General features: G+C 60.4%; 18 protein-coding genes. 8 read left to right on the forward strand and 10 right to left on the reverse strand.

Going from position 1 to position 19321, the window contains the following annotated elements; all coding sequences use genetic code 11:
* The 4 genes from KP699_RS11635 to KP699_RS11650 all read right to left on the reverse strand — a co-directional run.
* On the reverse strand, positions 1-462 hold a 462-nt coding region (locus KP699_RS11635), incomplete at its 3' end, for an MFS transporter (RefSeq protein WP_308164919.1).
* A gap of 200 nt (positions 463-662) precedes the next feature.
* Complete coding sequence (locus KP699_RS11640) at positions 663-2189, reverse strand: cytochrome c (RefSeq protein ID WP_215762734.1); 1527 nt, start codon at positions 2187-2189, stop codon at positions 663-665.
* Positions 2182-3819 (reverse strand): GMC family oxidoreductase, encoded by a 1638-nt coding sequence (locus KP699_RS11645; RefSeq protein WP_215762735.1) that lies wholly within the window; start codon positions 3817-3819, stop codon positions 2182-2184. Before KP699_RS11645 ends, KP699_RS11640 begins: the two co-directional genes overlap by 8 nt.
* A 19-nt stretch (positions 3820-3838) precedes the next feature.
* Positions 3839-4474: a sorbitol dehydrogenase family protein gene (locus tag KP699_RS11650; protein ID WP_215762736.1), complete on the reverse strand. Its 636-nt coding sequence runs from the start codon at positions 4472-4474 to the stop codon at positions 3839-3841.
* A 320-nt stretch (positions 4475-4794) separates the two neighbouring features.
* On the opposite strand from KP699_RS11650, the gene KP699_RS11655 reads away from it, so the two are divergent.
* The 3 genes from KP699_RS11655 (at position 4795) to KP699_RS11665 (ending at position 8025) form a co-directional block, all read left to right on the forward strand.
* Positions 4795-5193, forward strand: a complete 399-nt coding sequence (locus KP699_RS11655; RefSeq protein WP_215762737.1) for a hypothetical protein — start codon at positions 4795-4797, stop codon at positions 5191-5193.
* A gap of 157 nt (positions 5194-5350) precedes the next feature.
* Positions 5351-5773, forward strand: coding sequence for a MarR family winged helix-turn-helix transcriptional regulator (locus KP699_RS11660; protein ID WP_077931785.1), 423 nt, complete (start codon positions 5351-5353; stop codon positions 5771-5773).
* A gap of 23 nt (positions 5774-5796) precedes the next feature.
* Positions 5797-8025 carry an FUSC family protein gene (locus KP699_RS11665; RefSeq protein WP_215762738.1) on the forward strand — a complete coding sequence of 743 codons (2229 nt, stop codon included), beginning with the start codon at positions 5797-5799 and terminating at the stop codon, positions 8023-8025.
* 15 nt (positions 8026-8040) lie between these two features.
* Here the strand turns inward: KP699_RS11665 and KP699_RS11670 are convergent, their stop codons facing one another.
* Positions 8041-9216: a phosphatidylinositol-specific phospholipase C1-like protein gene (locus KP699_RS11670; protein ID WP_215762739.1), complete on the reverse strand. Its 1176-nt coding sequence runs from the start codon at positions 9214-9216 to the stop codon at positions 8041-8043.
* Positions 9217-9575: 359 nt separating this feature from the next.
* Between KP699_RS11670 and KP699_RS11675 the strand changes: the two genes are divergently transcribed.
* Positions 9576-11918: a TonB-dependent receptor gene (locus KP699_RS11675; protein ID WP_215762740.1), complete on the forward strand. Its 2343-nt coding sequence runs from the start codon at positions 9576-9578 to the stop codon at positions 11916-11918.
* A gap of 27 nt (positions 11919-11945) precedes the next feature.
* Here KP699_RS11675 and KP699_RS11680 read toward each other — a convergent pair whose 3' ends face one another.
* Positions 11946-13022: a DUF563 domain-containing protein gene (locus KP699_RS11680; RefSeq protein WP_215762741.1), complete on the reverse strand. Its 1077-nt coding sequence runs from the start codon at positions 13020-13022 to the stop codon at positions 11946-11948.
* 174 nt (positions 13023-13196) lie between these two features.
* On the opposite strand from KP699_RS11680, the gene KP699_RS11685 reads away from it, so the two are divergent.
* Both KP699_RS11685 and KP699_RS11690 read left to right on the forward strand, forming a co-directional pair.
* The gene (locus KP699_RS11685; protein WP_215762742.1) at positions 13197-13646 is read left to right on the forward strand and encodes a hypothetical protein; all 450 of its coding nucleotides are present in this window, start codon (positions 13197-13199) and stop codon (positions 13644-13646) included.
* A gap of 52 nt (positions 13647-13698) precedes the next feature.
* On the forward strand, positions 13699-14862 hold the full coding sequence (locus tag KP699_RS11690; RefSeq protein ID WP_215762743.1) for an arabinose transporter: 1164 nt from the start codon (positions 13699-13701) through the stop codon (positions 14860-14862).
* Positions 14863-14879: 17 nt separating this feature from the next.
* On the opposite strand, the gene KP699_RS11695 is transcribed toward KP699_RS11690, so the two are convergent.
* A complete protein-coding gene (locus tag KP699_RS11695) occupies positions 14880-15902 on the reverse strand; it encodes an enoyl-CoA hydratase/isomerase family protein (protein ID WP_215762744.1) in 1023 nt (340 codons plus the stop codon).
* A 60-nt stretch (positions 15903-15962) separates the two neighbouring features.
* Between KP699_RS11695 and KP699_RS11700 the strand changes: the two genes are divergently transcribed.
* Together KP699_RS11700 and KP699_RS16645 are read left to right on the forward strand one after the other, a co-directional pair.
* The gene (locus KP699_RS11700) at positions 15963-16457 is read left to right on the forward strand and encodes a flavin reductase (RefSeq protein ID WP_215762763.1); all 495 of its coding nucleotides are present in this window, start codon (positions 15963-15965) and stop codon (positions 16455-16457) included.
* 19 nt (positions 16458-16476) lie between these two features.
* On the forward strand, positions 16477-16611 hold the full coding sequence (locus tag KP699_RS16645; protein ID WP_256442351.1) for a hypothetical protein: 135 nt from the start codon (positions 16477-16479) through the stop codon (positions 16609-16611).
* Between the two features lie 34 nt (positions 16612-16645).
* Here KP699_RS16645 and KP699_RS11705 read toward each other — a convergent pair whose 3' ends face one another.
* From KP699_RS11705 to KP699_RS11715, 3 genes are read right to left on the reverse strand one after another with little or no spacing between them, the layout of a single operon-like run.
* Entirely contained in the window at positions 16646-17437 is a 792-nt protein-coding gene (locus tag KP699_RS11705) for a metal ABC transporter permease (RefSeq protein ID WP_212359748.1), read from the reverse strand.
* Positions 17430-18332, reverse strand: coding sequence for a metal ABC transporter ATP-binding protein (locus KP699_RS11710; protein WP_215762745.1), 903 nt, complete (start codon positions 18330-18332; stop codon positions 17430-17432). The genes KP699_RS11705 and KP699_RS11710 overlap by 8 nt, the downstream gene beginning before the upstream one ends.
* A 17-nt stretch (positions 18333-18349) precedes the next feature.
* Positions 18350-19228: a metal ABC transporter solute-binding protein, Zn/Mn family gene (locus tag KP699_RS11715; RefSeq protein ID WP_212375055.1), complete on the reverse strand. Its 879-nt coding sequence runs from the start codon at positions 19226-19228 to the stop codon at positions 18350-18352.
* Between the last annotated feature and the right edge of the window lie 93 nt (positions 19229-19321).

The raw sequence follows: 19321 nt of genomic DNA on the forward strand, positions 1-19321 counted from the left end.
CCCCGGCACCCCCAGAACGCCCCCCATGGAGGCCCCGCCAAACACAAAGGAGATGGCCCGGCCTGTCAGTTTTTTGGGCACCAGATGGGCGGCATAGGCTGACACAATGGACATAAGCAGCGCGTGCGCGCCGCCGCCGAGGGTACGGCCCAGACACAGCACGGCAAAAGTGGGCGCAAAGGCTGCTATCAGGTTGGACAGCACATACCCTGCCAGCGCCACAAGAATCAGGCGCTTCCGCTCCACCCGTGCGGTGAGAACCGTCAGCGGGACAGCCGCAACGGCCACAATCAGCGCATACGCCGTAACGGCCAGCCCGATATGGCCGGTGCTGGTGTGGAAAGTGCGTGCCATCTCCAGCATGAGCGCAACCGGAGCCATCTCACTGGTGATGGCTGTAAAGGTTGCGGCACACAGGGCGATGAGGCCAATCCGTGTTGAAACAGACAAGGAACCGAACACAGCTTTCCCCTTAACCCCGGATCTCTTCAAAGGGTGGTGTGCATAGCGTATTTTCTGGAAAAGCGCGCCCGGAAAAGCACTACGTCTGATAACGCGGCAGTCTGCTGAGGGCGAGAGCGCGCAGACAAGAGCAGGCTGGCAGAACAGGCCGGGCGCTCAGAAAAACGCCCGGCCTGCCAGAGGGGTTTGTGACTCCCCCCTTATTGCCCCTTGGCCGACGGATTCACCGGCTTGCTGTCACCCCGCAGGCTTTTGACCTGCTCCGGCGTGACATGGTGATCCCCGGAGCCGAAGGTGGCGGTCACGTAGTTCACGAGTGCGGCAATTTCCGCATCGCTCAGACGCTGCACGTTCGACTGACCATCAAAGCCCGGCATGAAGGCATGTTCCTTGCCCGCCGTGCGATCCACCCCTTTCAGGATGGTCATGATCAGGTTGTCCGGGCGGCCTGCGCCCACGGTGGAGTTGGCAAACAGGGACGGCACATAATGGTCCTGCGTGCCAGCCCCGTCCCGCCCGTGGCAGGCGGCGCAGTTGGCATCATAGATGTGCGGGCCATCCATTTCCGCCAGATCATCAATCCGCTGCGGGCCTTTGGTGCGGATATCCGGCTCGTTCACCGCCTTGCCAAACGCATCACGCGCGGTGTGGTCGGCCTCATCCTCCATCGGGGCAACCTTGAGGATAAAGGCGGCCAGTGCGTGCAGGTCCGCATCCGTCAGGTGGCTGGTGCTGTGCTCCACGGCTTCCGCCATGGGGCCTGCGGCCTGCGCACGGCCTGCCACATGCCCGGTGCGCAGATACGCCACCAGATCATCCTCGCTCCACGTGCCGATGCCGCCCGTTTTGCTGGAGGTGATGTTGGGCGCGTACCATGCGCCAAGGGACGTCCCGGCCAGATAATGGTCCTGCTTTTCACTCAGCATAAAGTTACGCGGGGTGTGGCAGGTGCCGCAATGCTCCAGCGCGTTGGCCAGATAACGGCCCCGGCGAAGCGGGTCATACGTGCTGGAATCCCCGGTTTCCGGCGTTTCCTTACTGGCGACGAAGTTCCACGCCATCATGGCCGGGCGGATGCTGGCCGGGAAGGACAGATTTGTCTCCTCCTGCGCTTCCGCCACCGGTTTGACCGCATGCATGAACCACGCATACAGGGCTTTTACGTCCTGATCCGTCATGCCCGCGTAAGACACGTACGGCATGACCGGATACAGATAGGAGCCATCCTTGCGCACGCCATGCCGCACGGCGTTTTCAAAATCCGCTTCCGTATACCGGCCAATTCCGTGGTCCGGGTCCGGGGTGATGTTGGTGGCAACCACCTGACCCATCGGGGTGGCGATTTTCAGGCCGCCCGCAAAAGGTTTCCCGCCCGGTTTGGTGTGACAAGCCACGCAGTCCGCTGCTGTCGCAAGGTAGGCACCCCGCGCCAGTTCAGCCTCGGCACTGTCCGGCTGGCTGGCCGGGGGGCCACCCGCCTGTGCTGAGGGAGCAGGTGTTGCGGCCTCCCCGGCAGGAGCCGGTTTTTCAGAGGTTGGCGTGTGGTCTGATGTTTTAGCATCAGAGCCCGCAACGGGCTTCCCCTCTTCCGCCACAGGCGCGGGCACTGTGGGCTGGGCGGCCGGTTTGTCCGCTGAGGTAGCGGCGGCCAGCGGTGCGAGCGCCACGCCACCAAGGGCTGTTCCGGCAATAAGAGCGGAACACAGGAGAGTTCTGAAATCAGGCATGAAGCAGTTCTTTTTTCAGCGTATCTGCAACACGCAGCGCCAGCGCTGCGACCGTCAGAGTGATGTTGCCCGTGCCCACGGTTGAGAAAACTGAGGAACTGGCAATAAAAAGGTTCTCATGGTCATGCGTCCGGCAATGGCCATCCACCACGGAATCTTTCGGGTCCGTGCCCATGATGGTGCTGCCGGAGGGATGATCCTGCGGGAAGTAACCCGGTGTCCACTGTTCATCCGTGCCGTGCATCAGGCCGATCAGCTCTTTGAACACCTTGCGTGTGTGGTCACAGCTTTTCACGGTGTAGTCAGGCAGTTTGTAATAAACATCCGGATGCGGGATGCCGAGAATGTCCTTGTTGGTCTTGCTCAGCGTCAGGCGGTTATCCGGGTCCGGCAGGGCCTCGTTATGGCTGAACAGACGCACGGTATGAGAAGCCAGATAACGGATCTGTTCTTCCAGATCCCGCCCGACATAACCTTTGGAAATGGCAAGCTGGGTGGCAAGGTCCACCTGATTATCATCCACCATATGCACCAGATACGCGCCGCGCTCATTCCGCCAGTCGCCGTCACGGAAATTGTCGATCACGTTGGTTTCCAGCGGGCCACGGCCCGGCCAGAGGGCTTTATCCCCACTGATAAACGTCACCTGCACGCCGGTATGGTCCATCATGTTCCGGCCCACATGGCCTGAACTGTTGGCAACGCCATCCGGGCTCTGCTCATCAGCAGAGACCAGCAGCAGTTTGGCGGTTTCAATACAATGCGCGGCAATCACAAAATATTTGCCGGTGACGCGGTGGGAATTTTTATCCGGGTCATAATACTGCACCGCGGTCACGCGCTTGTTGGCGCTGTCCCGCTCGATTTTATACACCACGGCGTTGGGGATGAACTTCGCCCCGGCAGCCTCGGCATGGTACACGGAATAGCTGCCGTTATACATCGCCCCGATGGGGCAGATAGGCATGCAGTTATTGTGGCCCTCGCACGTCGGGCGGCTGTCATACGGGCGGGTGTTCCGGGCCTGCGGCTCATGCACCACGCGCCATGGCGTTTTTTCACTGATCAGCTTGCGGAACTGCTGCGCGGCGTAGGAGATGGGCAGCGCGTCCATCGGGTAAGGCTGTTTGCGCGGAGAACCGAGGTCCTCCCTGGCGGGGTCCGGCCCGCAGACGCCCATCATCACTTCCGCCTGATAATAAAACGGCTCCAGATCCTCATACTTCAGGGCCCAGTCACGCCCCTGCCCGTAGCGGGTTTTCAGCTCAAAGTCCGAGGGCAGGTAGCGCCATGCGCACCCGGCCCAGTGCCATGTCGTGCCGCCCATCATGCGCAGATACACCTGCTGGTAGGCTTCCGCATTCGGGCCGGACGTGTGCAGATAATCATTCGGCGTGATCTGGTTGGGCGGATGTCTGGCCCACGGCACCGCCGGGAAAGGCCCCTGATAGGAGGGCTTGTTTTCCAGATTACGGAAATTCTCTACAAAATGCTGGCGGTCCACACGGGGGCCTGCTTCCAGCACAATGACGGAAATTCCGGCACGCGCGAGTTCATTGGCAATGGACGCTCCGGCAACACCGGACCCGACAATGACAACATCGGCGGAGAGAGTCTGTTCAGAAGGCATACGGCTGATATTCCCGCTCTCAGGTCGGTTCTACGACGAATTTCGAGGGTGAAAGGGCTGGATGCCATGTGGGACGGTCCACTTCCGGCGGCTGCGTGGTCCAGTAGAACGGGCCACCCGTGGCGTAGGTTTTGGGGTAGACGGCGTCCTTCGTGATGTCGAACATCAGGGCGGAGCGATAGACCACCACCTTGCCATCCGCGACACCTCGGTACCAGCCGGTCAGGATGTCATGAATTGCGTCCTTCAGGGCCGGGTCCGCCTTTTCCGCTGCGGCGGCAAACGCGGTGGCGCTGGAGAACTGCTCTTTGCTCATCAGCTCATGCAGCGCGCTGATCTGCGCCTGCCGTCCGGCATCGCTCTGGACGATTCCTGCATAGAGGGCATTCCCGATACGCAGGTCCAGCGTGGAGCGATCCGTCAGCAGGCGAGAGACCGCCATGAACTGCGCTGCTACCGGGTCTGCGCCCTGCGCAGGGGCGGCGGGGGCTTCTTCAGCCCCGGCAACACCACTGGCGACGCCATACGTAACGGCAGCGCCCATACCTGTCAGCAGCACATCACGCCGGGACATCCGCAGCAATCTGGCCATCCGCATTGCGTTAGGCGAGACATTTTGCAGACTGACGGGCGCACAGGGCCAGTCTTTCTTCATGGTTGGTCCTTTTCCACAGTGTACATAACCGGGCGGACCATCAGCCTGTGAAGAGCCATGGTCCTTTTTGTTATTTCATCAGGGTTTAAGTCTATAAAGACGTATCCGGCAGGCTTCCAGCCTGAAATTCCCGCGCTTCGGGATTTCCCTCAGATGATATTTATTCTCAATTAGCCAACATACTCCTGCCATTTTTACAGGAGCATCTTTTTTCTGTTACTGATCTTCTTGCCGGACGGATTTTTTCCCGCCGTTTTTTATACGAAACACCTCTCCGCTCCGCTTTATTTCAGATTGCTCTGCACAGGACTGGTCTGGCCATGACGCCCTCTGAAACACCAACAGCATCTCTGATCACCTTCCCCGGCCGGACCGTGCTCTCCCGCCCGGACGCCTCGCGCTATCTGGGGATCGGGCAGAACGCATTGCTGGTCATGGCGCTTCTGGCCTGCGGGCCACGCAGGATTTCGGGCAACGGGAAAAAGCTCTACCGGGAAGAAGATCTCGACCTGTTCCGCCAGAAGCTGATCAGCACCGTGGGCGTAGCACAGGCGGACGCGCCTTACAGAAAAGCCGAGCCGGACGCCCTGACCGTACCAGCCGGGCCAGACCCGCTGATGCGCCTGCTGGTGCGGCACCTGATCAGGCGGCGGATGATCCTGATCACGCTGTGGGGCATGGTGCTGCTGGGCGGATTTATGAGCCTCACTCTCTTCTGAACTGCCCACTCCCGCGGACGATATTGACCGGCCGATGGGGTCTGTTATATTGCTGCCAATATATTTTACATGTCAAATATTCCCACCCTAACAAAATAGAGGTTTTCCGGTGCCTCAGTACGGCCTGCCTGCTCTGGATGATTCCGCATTCAGCTCCATGGCGCTCACTTTTCGGGTCATGCGGCTGGCGGCGGTGTGGCGCACGCGGCTGGAACGCGCCCTGCGCCCGCACGGCATGACCGTGGCCGTCATGCGGCCTCTGGCCTACCTGATGATGATGCCGGAAGGCACCACGCAGCGGGACCTCGCACTGGTGATGGATACGGACTGCTCCGCGCTGGTGCGGGTACTGGACCTGCTGGAAAAGGAAGGCCTGCTCTCCCGCACGCCCGACGCGCAGGACCGCCGGGCCAAATGCCTGAGCCTGACGGCGGCGGGGCGGGAAAAATGCGCCCTGTTCCATCAGGTGGCCGGAGAGGTTGAACTGAGCATGAAGGAGGGCCTGTCCGCGCAGGACGCACAGGGACTTGTGGCGCGGATGGACGCCCTTCTGACCACCGCTCACGCTCTGCCCACCTGACGCCGCCCGGAATAGCCTCCGCCATGTCCTCCAGTTTTTCAGATACCATCCGCCGCCTGATGCCCGCCCTGTTTGCCGAGGATGAACAGTGGCAGGCCACGCTGAGCACCGCCGCCTATACCGCACGGGTGTTCCTGTGCATTGGCATTGCCCTGTTTCTGGCCTTTATGTTCCAGCTCCAGTCCCCCATGAGTGCCGCCACCACGGTGCTGATTGTGGCAAACCCCACTGTGGGGGCCATGGTTTCCAAAAGTGTGTGGCGTGTGATTGGCACCGTGATTGGCGCGACCATCAGCGTGGGCGTGATGGCGGCCTTTGTGCAGTCTCCGGTGCTGTATTTTGCAGCACTGTCCGTGTTTGTGGGGCTGGCCTGTATGGTGGCCACCTTCCTGCGGCTGTTCCGCGCCTATGCCGCCGTGCTGGTGGGTTATACGATTGTCATTGTTTCGGCCCCCGCTTTTGCCAACCCGGAACATATTTTTCTGGCGGCTATGGGGCGGCTTTCCGCTGTGACAACCGGGGTGGTGACAACCGCCTTTGTGTTCATGCTCACCTCCCCCCATAAACCCAGCCGCGTGCTGACGGCGCTGGGCGATGCGTTCCGGGAAACGGTACGCCATGCCTTGTCTTTTCACGCAGCGGAAAGCCAGCACGCCACCCTTGAGGATGCGACGGACCACGCGGCAGAACAGATTGAACGCCTGGAAAGCACCGGCCCGGCGCCCTCCTTCCGGGCGTTGCCGCCCCCGCTCTATGATAGCCGCAGCCGCCTGCTGGCGCGCATGGCGGGGCTTGGCCCGGCGATTGAATACGCCGCCGCGGATGACAGGGACATGCAGGCGCGCGTCAACCGCCTGCGTATTTGCCTGAGCCGCCTGACCGGCCTGATTGTGACCTATCACCCGTACTGGCTGAATCTTTCTCTGGCCAACGGAGCCTCCTGCGCGGTGCATCAGGAAGTTGCCGCCACGCTGGAACGCATTCTTGAGCTGACGGAAAAGCCCGGCTGGCAGGACGACCCGAAGCCAGTTTCCACCTGTATCCACGCCACCCTGCACGCGCTGGACCGTCTGGAGACTGAGACCCCATCCTCCACAGTGCTGGCGTCTCTGGACAATACGCGGGATGTGCTGGTGCAACTGGATCAGGCCCTGCATGACCTGACAATCCGCCGCCCCACACGGGCGCGCATGCCCCTGCGCCCGTATCTGGAATGGCCCATGGCCCTGCGGAACGGCGCGCGCGGCATGTTTATTGCGCTGCTGGCCGGGATGATGTGGTACGTGCTGCACTGGAGCACGGGGCCCATGCTGATGCTGTTTGTGGTGGCGGCGTCCAGCCTGCTATCCACCACACCGTCCGCCGCAAAAACCAGCCCGCTGATGGCCACAGGCACCGCGCTGGCCATTCCCGCCAGTTTTCTGTGCCACACGCTGGGCCTGCCACAGATTGACGGTTATCCGCTGCTGTGGCTGACCATCTGCCTGTTTCTGCTGCCCGGTGTGTGGTTGCAGTTCCACCCCCGCTATAGCATCGGGGCGTTTGGCTATGCGGTGTTTTTCACCATGATGCTGGCTGTCAACAATCCCATTACCTATGATGACCTGACGCTGACCAACAACTGGCTGACCATGGCCGTGGCCTGTGTGCTGCTGGTGCTGGTGTTCCGCGTTATTCTGCCCGCCAACCACCGTCTGGATGCGGCGCGGCTGGTCTCTTCCCTCACCCGCAGCGTGCAGCGTCTGGCCCTTGCCCCGCAAAACCGCAAAGTGATGTGGGTGGCGTGGGAAGGATTCCAGATTCAGAAAATCTCGCGCATGATGATGCGCTTTTCCTTTCTGACGGATGACGTGGACCGGCAGGGCTATACGGATGCCGCCTTTGCCGCTCTCTCACTCGGGCGGCTGATTGTGCGGCTGCGCTGGAACGCGGGCCACACCCTGCCCGACGGCCAGACACATGACCTGCTGGAAGACGCCCTTGGCTCCTTCCGCTACCTGCACAGTGCGCCGCTCAAAACGGCAGCGGGGCTGAGCCTTGCGGCCCAGAAAATCAGCGCCATTCCGGACCATGCCGGCACGGCACTGGCGCGGGACCGTGTGATTTCCTGCCTTGAGCAGGCGGCCTATATCATCCGCTCCGTGCCGGGCTTTTTTGACCGACACGGGCCGCTGCAACTCACCGCCGACATGCCGGGAGCCAATGCCCCCGTCTCTGCCCTTGTGCCGCAGCGCAATATCCTTTTTGGCTAAAACAGGCGGACGTGGTTATTCCGTAACGTCCGCTGCCGTGCAGCCTGCCGGTGCGTTGACAGGGTTGCAGCGGGCCACAGCGCCGTTGGGGAAAGACACAGAGTAGTTATTCCACGGTGCGGTTTCAAACGCCGGATAGTCCGTGCTGATAATTTGCGCGCCGGACTGGAAGGCCGTCTCCCGGCGGGTCACGTCACCCTGTCTGGCTTCCACCGTATTGGCATCCGAACGGGTTCTGACCAGATAACCCTTTTTCACCAGAGACTGAATGGTCTTAAGGGCGGCTGTATTATCGACCGCCGCACTCCCGTTCCCGGCCTTGCCAACAAAGCCTTCATTCGCTTCCGTAAACGCAGCGTCCGGGTCACCGGGGCGACCGTTGGTGAAGACAACGCGGCCACGCAGGGCGGGGTGCCCAGCCACATACCGCACTGTGTCATGCGGGCGGTCGAACGTGAAAACAACCTTGCCGCGCCCAAACGCCAGAGCAGGCCAGCCACGTTTTAAAACAGCTTCTTCCAGCGTGGCGTAAGAACCCCGCACGTCGTCCGGGGTCAGGATATTTTCCCGCCCGAAGACAGAGAGCAGTTCCGCATCCAGCTTGTCATACGTGGCTTTTGTAAACTGTTCCGGCTGAGTGAAGGGCAGCTTACCTCCGGGCAGCGGCACGTCCTGCTTGGTTTCCAGATCAATATAGACAGGCAGGTGATTAGGGTGCGCGTCTGACCATTCCTTGACCAGTGTCAGGCACTGGCGCAGCGGTTCACAGCTGGAACGCTGATCAATATCGACAATATGCATGACCTTGAAGTCGGTGCCCTGCTTGTCAGTCGCGTCGCTCTGGTCCGCATCAGGCGTGAAGCCTGCTTTTTTCTCCCATTCCACACCGCGCGGATGGGCGTAGCGTTTGCCGGAACTGTCAGCATAGATATCAATTTCAAGCTGGCGCACACCGCCATCCAGCTGCGCTTTCAGGGACCCATGCTGGTAGTCCAGCGCGTCCGCCATTTCCGGTGACAGTTTTTTCAGCCATGCGAGTGTGGTGGGGGAAAGACTGCGCCGGTAGCTGTTGTGCGTACCAATAACCTGAATCTGGTTCATTTTAAGTGTGTCATCCGCAAAGCTTACCGGGGATGACAGAACAGAAAAAGCGCAGAGAAGAGCAGGAAGCGCACAAAAAACTGGTTTCATGAAAACGTCCAATTTCAGCAGAATGGGAACGGGCTAGGTCTGTGAGGGCCGCATAGCCTGCACGGAATAATAATGGAGCGGAATAAAGTAAAGAAATGGCTCCATAGTTTCATATTTATTTCACAAACCAATTTTTATAGAAAAAATAAAATAAATTTCACACTTTTTCAGAATAAACACAGATCAGAAGAGCTTTGTGAAACTTATATTACGAAAAGAGAATCATTCTTCTATCCAGAAATGAATTTTTGTAAGGGGATACCCATTCGAAATTCTTATGACTGAAGAGTGCACATAATCATGCCTGTAGACCTCAGTCATCTGGTGCTGCTCCAAACATGTGTCGGAAAAATCTTCTTATGAAAAAGACGCTTTTCAGGTTTGCTCTGTGCTGTGGCATCGCCTTTCCGTGCGAGGTCTGGGCAGAAACAGACACTGCCACACCCGCAGAGCAGAAGCCCCGGCAGGCACCGCATAAGGCCAGCGCGCCGCGCGCGGCCAAAGCCACGAAAAAAACCAGAGACCGTGCGAATTCTGCTCTGGAATCCGTGGTGGTGACAGCCCAGCGCCGGGCTGAAAACAACCAGAACGTTCCGATCTCCATCCAGCATATTGATGGCAAGACCCTTGCCAACGCGGGCTATACCGCCCTGACTGACCTGCAATATCTGGCACCGGGCGTGCAGTATGACCCCACACAGGGCGCTGCGTTTCAGATTCGCGGTGTTGGCAGTGAATCTTTCGATTTTTCCAATGCAAAATCCGTCAGCGTTGTGGTGGATGATGTGGTGATGGATGCCCAGCGCGCCAACGGGATGATTGGCATGGTGGATATCAACAATGTTGATATCATGATGGGCCCGCAGGGCACGCTGTTTGGCATGAACTCCACATCCGGCGTTATTGCCGTCACCACCGGCAAGCCGGTGCTGAACAAATTTACAGCCCGGACCAGTGCGAGTTACGGTGAGCATAATGAGCGTATTCTGAATGCAACCGTGAATATTCCGGTTGGCAGCAAGGCCGCGTTCCGTATTTCCGGCTTTGATAACGCGCAGGATGGGTTTGGCCGCAACGTCGTGCTGAACAAGCTGGTTGGCTCCACCAATGAATATGGTGGCCGTGGCAAATTCTATGTTCAGGCCACGGATAATCTGGATATTACCTTGCAGGGCGATTATGCCCACCACTGGGACAGCAGCGTCCGCACACCGGTGGGTGGCCAGAGTGCTGCCGTAACCTCCGCCCTCAATTCTCTGGGTGTTTATCCCAACTCAAAAAATGCGGATACGGCTGACCCTATCTACGGGAATATCGTTTCAGAAGAATATGGCGCGGCCCTGAAAATCCATACGAAAATCGGGGAAAACGACCTCAACTTCATCAGCGCATGGCGTCAGTCGCTGTATAACAACAACACGCCGGTTGACCTCGTGCCGCTGGATGTTTCTGCCTATTACCCTTACAATTTTGGGCATCTGACGACGCAGAAATTCAGTGATGAAATTCGCTTCTCTTCCCCCAAAGGGCACTTTCTGGAATGGCTGGCCGGTGGCTTCTTCAACCGTCTTGACGCACGCCAGACCCAGTATCAGTGGGGCACGGCAGGCGCACCGCTTTATGTGGATGGCGTTCCGGCCGCGAATTTGTACAATAACTCTGGCGCTGTGGGGTATAGCGGCAATACCTCCCTCTTCCAGTCGCGCAATGAATCTCTGGCCGCGTTCGGGCAGTTAAAGTTCAATATTTCCCGCCATTTTGATATCGCCATCAGCGGGCGTTACACCCATGACAAAAATTCTCAGGGGCTGAGCTTTATCAATACGGACGCGCAGGCGGTCACGGGGTATAATCCCACTTTTACGCCGACCCATAACGCACCAGTTTACCCTTGGGGCCAGATGACGGGCCAGAACTTTTCAGGCCGGATCTCTCCTGAATATCACTTCAACCCCAACGTCATGGCCTATTTTACCTTCTCCACCGGCTATAAGCCCGCAGGGATTGCGTTTGTCGGCAATAATTATGACCCGTACCATAAAGAGACCGTGAAATCCTATGAAGCCGGGATGAAGTCTGAATGGATGCACCACAGGCTGCGCCTGAACGTGGATGCCTTCCGTGAAGACTTTACCGACTTCCAGGCGACTGTGCTGACGCCTGTCCCGGCCGGGAATGGCACGACTATTCTGACAAGTGCGATCGGCAATGCGGGCGGGCTGGTCAGTCAGGGTTTTGAAGGCAATGTGGCCTATAAGCCTATTCCTGATCTGACATTATCCGGATCTGTTTCCTTTACCGATGCGCATTTTACGGATTACGTTGCCAGCACAAAAGCCAACTATACCAATACCCGCCTGACCAATGCGCCGGTCTGGTCCGCCAATGCCTTTATTGACTACCAGCATGACCTGACCCCGCATCTTGGTATGCAGGCGCATCTTGACTACGCCTATCGCGGCACGACATGGACGGTGACTGGCCAGCCGGATTATTCCAAAGTTCCGGCGTATAGTCTTGTCAATCTGCGCGTCAGCCTGCTGCCGCTCAACAAACGGCTTCAGGTCGGGCTGTATGTGCGCAATATGTTCAACCAGTATTTCTCAACCGGCTACCAGCTTTACGGGACGGCCGGGTATCTGCACTACACCTCACCGGATGCGCGCCGCACAATCGGCGGGTTTATTAACTTCAGCTACTAATCGGAAACAGCCAACCGGAGTGCAGGGTCAGCTTGCCTGACCCTGCGGGCCAAGGCTCAGAACATGCGCCAGATGGTCCCGCTCAATATCGAACGGGACATCCCAGCTTTCGCTTTCCTCGCAGAGTTTTCCGCGGATTTCGTAATAGTCCAGCCCGCGCAGGCCCGCGATAAAATAGAAAAACGTATCCGGCATGGTGCCGGGGGCCAGATTGATCACTCTGGTCCCTTTGTGGCAGAACATGATGTTGGTCATGGCCGCCCCCATCACCCCCACAACACACTCCGCATTTTTAAAAATCTTGATCTGCTCAAGAAGCGTCAGGTCAGACGGGTCCAGACACACAAAGCCCTGCTCTTGCAGGAAGTCCATCAGACTGTCTTCATCCCTGATGCGTCTGGCCCGGTTTTTACGGGTGAGATAGAGCTTGCGCACCTGCGCGCCGGGCACGCTGGCCACCATGGCGTCCGTGCGGGAAAAGGCCAGCGGAGACATATAGACGCCGTGATTGCTCAGGCCATCCACCAGCACCAGTTCTTTAAAGAAGGACACATCCTGCGGGCTCATAGGGTGATAGAGCGGCACAAAGCCTGTGCTCAGCGCCACACTGTCCCGCAGGACACGGGAGAAATTCCCTCCTGCCTGCGGCACGACCAGAGAACAGAGCGGTAAATGCTCTTCCGCCAGCCAGAGTTTTGGTAGCAGTTCAACCATCCAGTGCCCGTAATTCTGCTCCCCGCGCTTGCGCAGCAGGAGGGAGGACGGGGTGACATGCTGTACGCTCTGCGTCTGCCCGGCTTGCATAATCTGCGCAAGCCCCTGTGCGCACTCTTCCGGCGTATGCTGGGTGATACTCTCCTGCACCAGCTTTTTATCCTGCGTAAACACCAGACCTTCCTGCGTGACATACACATCAAACAGTTTTGTCACCCACACGCGGCCTGCGGGGAATGCGCCGGTGAACCAGCCGGGCCGCATGGCGTCCAGAATGTGCGCAGGAATATAATCGGGGTTCAGCACACGCGGGGGGGCAAGCTGAAAGGCGGGAGACGTGACCTCCGCCACGGACACCCTGTGCAGGCTCTGTATTTCTACCAGATCCACGCGTTCTGCCCTCCTCACTGTTCCGGCACGCAAACTGTGATGCGGGTTTAAGGCAGTTTGCGCAACAGGCCAGCGTGATCTGCCCACACTCCCTGTTTGCAGAACTGTCTCTTGCCAAGCCAGCCCGTACCGTCACATCTTAAGGAAATATTAACATCTGGCATGGAGGGGCGTATGATCCCGTCTTCCTTTCTGACCAGCCGCCTTGGTTTTTCTCAGGTGCCGCTTGAAGAACCCGCGATGGCCATTCCCCACGCGCTTTTTGTTTTTCTGATTGAGAGCTACCTGCGCAGTCAGCCTTTTCATGAAGAGGCGTATCTCCGCAGCAATCCGGACGTGGCAGAAGCCCTCCGGGCCGGGCATATCCCATCCGCCAAGGAACATTACGTAACACAGGGCTACTGGGAAGAACGGGATGGCGCCTGCCCGCCTTTTTGTGAGGACTGGTATCTGAGCCAGAATCCGGACGTTGCCGTTGCCGTCATGCAGGGTGAATGTCCGTCCGGCGCGGTACATTACACCCTGTATGGCCGCCGGGAGGGCCGGTGCCCCTGCCCGGAACTCGCGCCGCTTTATGCTGCATGGCAGGCTGTTTCCGCCCCTGCGCCTCAGCGCGCCAACTGAGCGGCCCCCCTCTGGCCAGAACGGTGCGGGCGTTATACGGTCTGCCGCATCCATGAAAACCGATCGCACCTTTCTGCCCAGACTGACTCTGGCGCTTTTCCTCTCTTACCTCAGCGTGGCTTTGTCTCTGACCGCCGTGCCGGTGTATGTCATGTCCTGGCCGGGCTTTACCAACGTGCTGGCCGGACTGGCGGTGGGTATTCCGTTTCTGTCCACCATTTTCACCCGCAATTATGCCGGGCAGATTGCCGATGCCTCCGGCGGGCACCGCTGCATGCGGCGCGGGCTGGTTTTTTATGCGCTGGCCTGCGGGCTGTGCCTGCTCTCCACCCTGCCCGCTCTGCCTGCCATCGGGCGATATGGTGTGCTGATAGCGGGCCGCCTGCTCCTTGGACTGGGTGAGAGCCTGTGCATTGTGGGCATGATGGGCTGGGGCATTGCGCTGGCCGGGCAGCCACAGGCAGGCCGGGTTATGGCGTGGACCGGGGCCGCCATGTATGGCGCGTTTGCCGTGGGTGGCCCGGTGGGGCTGATTGTGTATCAGCATTTCAGTTTTGCTGTGCTGATGGGCCTCAGCGCGGCCCTCCCTCTGGCGGGTCTGCTGCTGATCAGCACCTTGCCGCCAGCCCCCCTGCATACCGGCCACCGGGAACCGTTCTGGGCCATTCTGAACAAAATCCGTGGGCCGGGCATCGTCGTCGCTTTGCAGGGCGTGGGGTTTGCAGCGCTTGGGGCGTTTCTCTCCCTGCGGTTTTTACAGGCCGGATGGTCTTATGCCGGATGGGGGCTGACCTGCTTTGGCGCGGCCTTTGTAGGCATGCGGATGCTGTGCGGGCATCTGCCGGACAGGGTTGGCGGCCTGAAAGTGGCTCTGCCGTCTCTTGTGCTGGAAGCACTCGGGTTGGCGCTGATCTGGGGCGCGCCGTCTCCGGAAATCGCACTCGCCGGAGCTCTGCTGACAGGCGCAGGCTGCTCCATGGTTTATCCCTCCCTCGGCGTGGAGGTGGTGCGGCTGGTGCCCGCCCCCATGCGCAGCACGGCCCTTGGCGGATATTCCGCATTTCAGGATCTGGCTTATGCCGCAACCGGGCCGCTGGCCGGGTTTCTGGCGGACCGCTCCGGCTATGCCGAGGTGTTTTTACTGGGCAGCCTGTGCGCGCTGCTGGGGGCCGCACTTGTGTGCCTGCTGATTGCGCTCAGACCCCAGAGCAGGTGAACCCCCTAAGGCTGGCCTCAGGCCGCCTGAAAGCAGCGGGCGACGTCTTCCTGACTGACCTCCGCCGGGGTCGCGGGCTGCCAGCGGGGGGAATTGTCCTTATCAATCAGCTTGGCGCGCACGCCTTCCACAAAATCCGGGCGGTGCATCATATGCCCGACCAGCGTTGTCTCCTGCACAAAGGCGTCATCCAGTGAGGCCAGCGTGCGCGCCTTGTGCCATGCGGCCCATGTGACCTGAAGAGAAAACGGGCACAAACGGGAGAGCGCATCCAGATCCTGTCTGGCAACCTCACTCTCATCATCATCCAGATTATGCAAAACCTGCACCAGATCGGGCGCGGTGTAACATGCCTCAAGCGGGTGCGCCGGAGCGGCGGGCACAGGGCGCGCATGGGCTTTCAGCACAGCCTCCACCGGCTGCGTTGCCAGTTGCGCGACAACGTCGGGCAGCTTGTCCGAGGGGATCAGATAATCCGCAAAGCCGTTCTGCACAGCCTGCATCCCGTCCATCCGCTCCCCCAGCAAAGCCAGCCGCAGGCCGGATACGCCGGGCATACGGGAGAGGATCCATGACCCACCGGCATCCGGCGTAATGCCGATGCTGGTTTCGGGCATGGCCAGCACGGACCGCTCCGTCACCACCCGGTAGGACACATGCCCCCCAAGCCCGATGCCGCCGCCCATGGCAATCCCGTCCAGCAGGGAGACAATGGGTTTGGAATAGGCCGCAATCTGCCGCATGACGCGGTACACGCGGTTGATTTTTGCAACGCCGGTTTCCGGCCCCTCAGCCCGGATCAGTTCGCTCAGGGCGCGCAGATCTCCCCCGGAGCAAAAAGAGCGCGGGCTTGTGCTGTCCAGCAGAATGAGCGTGATTTCCGCATCATCCCGCCAGGCCTCCAGCACGCGGGCTATCCCTTCCGCCATTTCCAGATCGACCGCGTTCAGTCTGGCGGGGCGGTCCAGCCGGATACGGCCAACCGGCCCCATGCGTTCAGTTTTGACAGTCGGCGTGCCGGAAAGGGCGGCTTCGGTCATTGCTTTCCTCTTATATTCATGCACAAAACACTGCGTCTGGAGTGTGATGAAGGAGAGCAGATGTTGGCGCTGGAAACCAGTACCTTCCGCAACGCCATGGCCAGACTTGGTGCTGCTGTTAATATTGTGACCACCGGAACGCGGGAAGACCCCGTGGGGTTTACGGCCTCCGCTGTCTGCTCCGTGACCGATACCCCGCCGACCCTGCTGGTCTGCCTGAACCGCACCAGCCGCGCGCGGGCAGCCTTTGTGGTGGGTGGCCCGCTGTGCGTGAACGTCCTGTCCGGCACGCAGCAGGATCTGTCCAACCATTTTGCCAGCCCCAACAGCATGGCGGAGCGTTTTGCCGTTGGCCACTGGACCACGCTGGCGACGGGCGCCCCCGTTCTGGAAGAAGCCGTGGCGACGTTTGACTGCCGCGTGAGCCAGATTGTAGAAGTGGGCACGCATAGTGTGCTATTCGGGGTGGTGGAAGCCCTGCGTATGCACGAGACGGCGGGTGGGCTTGTCTATTTCAACCGGGCCTATCATGCCCTGCCGCACACGGCACTTTAATCTGACAGGACCCTGACGCATGGCACCTCGCCCCAAAATGGAACATGAAGATGATGTGCCGGTTATTACCGTCCGGGTGCTGATCATCATCCATATCTGTCTGGCGTTGTTCATTCTGCTGTGGGGCTGGCTGGACTGGTCCCTGCCACAGTAAAGGCCGCAGTCGGGCCGCAGTAAGGCCGCTGCCCTCAGGCTTTTAGCCGCTGAACAAGCCCGACCAGCAGGAAGCCCGCACCACCCAGAAGGGCGATCCAGAAGGAGGTCGGGCAGTCTGTATACCATGACAGGCTCAGCCCGCCCCATGCTTCCGCCAGAGCCAGCCCGGCTGCCGCCGCAAGCCCGGCCAGCGGCGACAGGCCAAGCCGCAGCACGGTAGCCGCGGGGGCCACCATGAGCGTAAAGACCAGCAAGACCCCGGTAATCTGCGCACATTCCGCCGTAGCCAGAGCCACGAGTGCCAGAAATAGCACGTCCAGAGCCTGAAGGCGCACACCTTTAGCTTCCGCCATTTCCGGTTGCAGGGTGGCGAACAGCAGTGGGCGGGCCATAAGCCCCAGCCCCAGAAGACACCCGGCGGACAGCAGCGCCAGCCAGCCCAGCATTCCGGGGCTGATGCCCAGAATATCGCCAAACAGCAGCGCCGTGGCCGCACTCGCTGAGCGCGTCAGCAGGTGCAGGAACAAGGCCCCCACGCCCATTGCGACAGACAGAACAAGGCCGATCATCACATCCCGCCCGGCAACGCGCTCCCCGGCCAGCCCCATCAGAACGCCGGCTGTCAGCGCCCCCCCGGCCAGACCGGTAAAGGGAGACAGGCCAAGCATGAGCGCGCCGGTCGCCCCGGCAAACCCCACATGGGACAGCGCATGGCTGGCAAACGTCTGCCCGCGCAGCACCAGAAACCAGCCGACCGGACCACAGACCAGCGCAACCAGAAACGCCGCCAGAAAGGCCGTCCGCATGAAGTCATAATCAAGCATGCGCGCCGCACCCTCCGCAGTCATGCTCCTGCAAGGCGGAGCCGCCGCCTTCCGCCACTACAAACACGCGGCCTCCGGCCCGCACTACATCCACCGGCGCACCATACAGGGCTGTCAGGGCTTTGGTGGTAATCACCTCATCCACCGTGCCGAGCAGCGCACGGCCACGGGCCAGATACAGCACATGGTCCATCATGCCGAGCAGCGGATTGATATCATGCGCGGACATCAGCACCGTCATTTTACGCGTGCGCGCAAGGGTGTGAATTCGCTCTACCGTCTCCCGCATACGGGCGGGGTCCAGACTGGCAAGCGGTTCGTCCAGCAACAGGACAGAAGGATCATCCAGCAATGTCTGCGCCAGCAGAAGACGCTGACGCTCCCCGCCAGACAGCGCGGAAACCGGCCTTTGCGCCAGATCCTGCGCATCCACGGCGGCAAGGGCGGCATCCACCGCCGCCCGCCCGGCGCGACTGTACCATGGCAGACCCCAGCGTTGCCCGTGCAGGGCAGATGCCACCATGCTCCAGCCGGTAAACTGCCCGCCAACCAGCTTGCGCATCTGCGGCATATACCCCACAGCGCGGTTGCCGCGCCGCACGGGCTGACCGTTGACAGACAGAGCGCCCTGCACCGCAGGCTCCAGCCCCAGCAGAGCGTGAAACAGGGTGGTTTTCCCCGCCCCGTTGGCCCCCAAAACGCCGACAAAACTCCCCTGCGGGATTGCCAGACTGATCTGGCTCAGCACGACCCGGCCGCCGCGGGCCAGCGTCACATCCTTCAGACAAATGCTTTCCGGAGCACGCCCCTCGTGCGGAAACCCGCAGGAAGCGTTGAGACGCACAGACTGGGCGGCGGCCTTGTCCGGTGCGCTCTCCGCTGCTGTGTCCGGCATGATAGGGTGGCCTGACCTCATGGCGAAGGCTGGCCGAGCACCTGCGCAACCTGCGTCAGAGTGCTGTGCATCCAGTCCTGCCAGTGGGTGTCGGGCGGCATGATCTCACGCACCGGCAGCACCGGCACCCCGGCACTGTGCGCCTGTGCGATCAGCCGCTGCACGGAGGGGCGGTCCGCCTGTGCGTTATAAGCCACAAACCGCACGGCATGCTGGCGGATATCGGCATCAAACTGCGCCACGGCGGAGGCTGGCGGTTCTACATCATTCATGACGGCCACCTGAAAGGCCTGCTCCTTCATCACCAGACCGAGGCTGTCTGCCAGCGGCGTGAAAACCGGCTCCGTGGCTGCCACAGGCTGGCCCTGCACCTGCGCGCGCAGGGTGGCAACATGCTGCACAACACCCCCGATGGCGGCCAGAACCGTTTTGCCCCGCGCTTCATACGCGCTGGCATGCTGCGGGTCTGCCGCCTGACACGCGGCAATAAACCGGCTCACAAAAGCCGCGACGGCTGGCAGGTTATACGCCAGATGCGCGTTATCGCCCTCATGCCAGCCGGTCCAACCGTCCGCTTTGATCATGGGCACCGGCGGCCCGCGCCGGGCCTGCGCCAGACGGTCCAGCCAGGCATCATACCCCGCGCCATTGGCCACAAGCAGCGTAGCCTGCGCGACCAGCCGGGCATCCGCCGGGGTTGGTTCATACAGATGCGGGTCAAGGGTCGGGGTGTTCAGAATGGACGTGACGTGCATATCCGGCTCCGCCACCTGTGCGGCCAGATCCCCCCACGTATTTTCCGCAGCGACAACAACAGGCGTTTCCGCCGCCGTAGCAGCGCCATGCCACACACCGGCAAGCAGCAGGCAGGAGAGAACAGAGGCAGGAAAACGCATCAGGCTGATCCTTGTCGATCGGCTGGGCCATCAGGAACGGGGGCATCACACTTTAGACCGGGGAACACGACCGCAAAGGCGCCCCGGAAGAAT

The sequence above is a fragment of the Acetobacter sp. P1H12_c genome (genome assembly GCF_018811975.1).
Lineage (GTDB): Bacteria > Pseudomonadota > Alphaproteobacteria > Acetobacterales > Acetobacteraceae > Acetobacter > Acetobacter persici.

Excerpts from the sequence above, each read along its gene's own strand:
- KP699_RS11640 (WP_215762734.1), bottom strand. The coding sequence starts at position 2,189 with ATGCCTGATTTCAGAACTCTCCTGTGTTCCGCTCTTATTGCCGGAACA.
- KP699_RS11645 (WP_215762735.1), bottom strand. The coding sequence starts at position 3,819 with ATGCCTTCTGAACAGACTCTCTCCGCCGATGTTGTCATTGTCGGGTCC.
- KP699_RS11650 (WP_215762736.1), bottom strand. The coding sequence starts at position 4,474 with ATGAAGAAAGACTGGCCCTGTGCGCCCGTCAGTCTGCAAAATGTCTCG.
- KP699_RS11655 (WP_215762737.1), top strand. The coding sequence starts at position 4,795 with ATGACGCCCTCTGAAACACCAACAGCATCTCTGATCACCTTCCCCGGC.
- KP699_RS11660 (WP_077931785.1), top strand. The coding sequence starts at position 5,351 with ATGGCGCTCACTTTTCGGGTCATGCGGCTGGCGGCGGTGTGGCGCACG.
- KP699_RS11665 (WP_215762738.1), top strand. The coding sequence starts at position 5,797 with ATGTCCTCCAGTTTTTCAGATACCATCCGCCGCCTGATGCCCGCCCTG.
- KP699_RS11670 (WP_215762739.1), bottom strand. The coding sequence starts at position 9,216 with ATGAAACCAGTTTTTTGTGCGCTTCCTGCTCTTCTCTGCGCTTTTTCT.
- KP699_RS11675 (WP_215762740.1), top strand. The coding sequence starts at position 9,576 with ATGAAAAAGACGCTTTTCAGGTTTGCTCTGTGCTGTGGCATCGCCTTT.
- KP699_RS11685 (WP_215762742.1), top strand. The coding sequence starts at position 13,197 with ATGATCCCGTCTTCCTTTCTGACCAGCCGCCTTGGTTTTTCTCAGGTG.
- KP699_RS11690 (WP_215762743.1), top strand. The coding sequence starts at position 13,699 with ATGAAAACCGATCGCACCTTTCTGCCCAGACTGACTCTGGCGCTTTTC.
- KP699_RS11695 (WP_215762744.1), bottom strand. The coding sequence starts at position 15,902 with ATGACCGAAGCCGCCCTTTCCGGCACGCCGACTGTCAAAACTGAACGC.
- KP699_RS11700 (WP_215762763.1), top strand. The coding sequence starts at position 15,963 with ATGTTGGCGCTGGAAACCAGTACCTTCCGCAACGCCATGGCCAGACTT.
- KP699_RS16645 (WP_256442351.1), top strand. The coding sequence starts at position 16,477 with ATGGCACCTCGCCCCAAAATGGAACATGAAGATGATGTGCCGGTTATT.
- KP699_RS11705 (WP_212359748.1), bottom strand. The coding sequence starts at position 17,437 with ATGCTTGATTATGACTTCATGCGGACGGCCTTTCTGGCGGCGTTTCTG.
- KP699_RS11710 (WP_215762745.1), bottom strand. The coding sequence starts at position 18,332 with ATGCCGGACACAGCAGCGGAGAGCGCACCGGACAAGGCCGCCGCCCAG.
- KP699_RS11715 (WP_212375055.1), bottom strand. The coding sequence starts at position 19,228 with ATGCGTTTTCCTGCCTCTGTTCTCTCCTGCCTGCTGCTTGCCGGTGTG.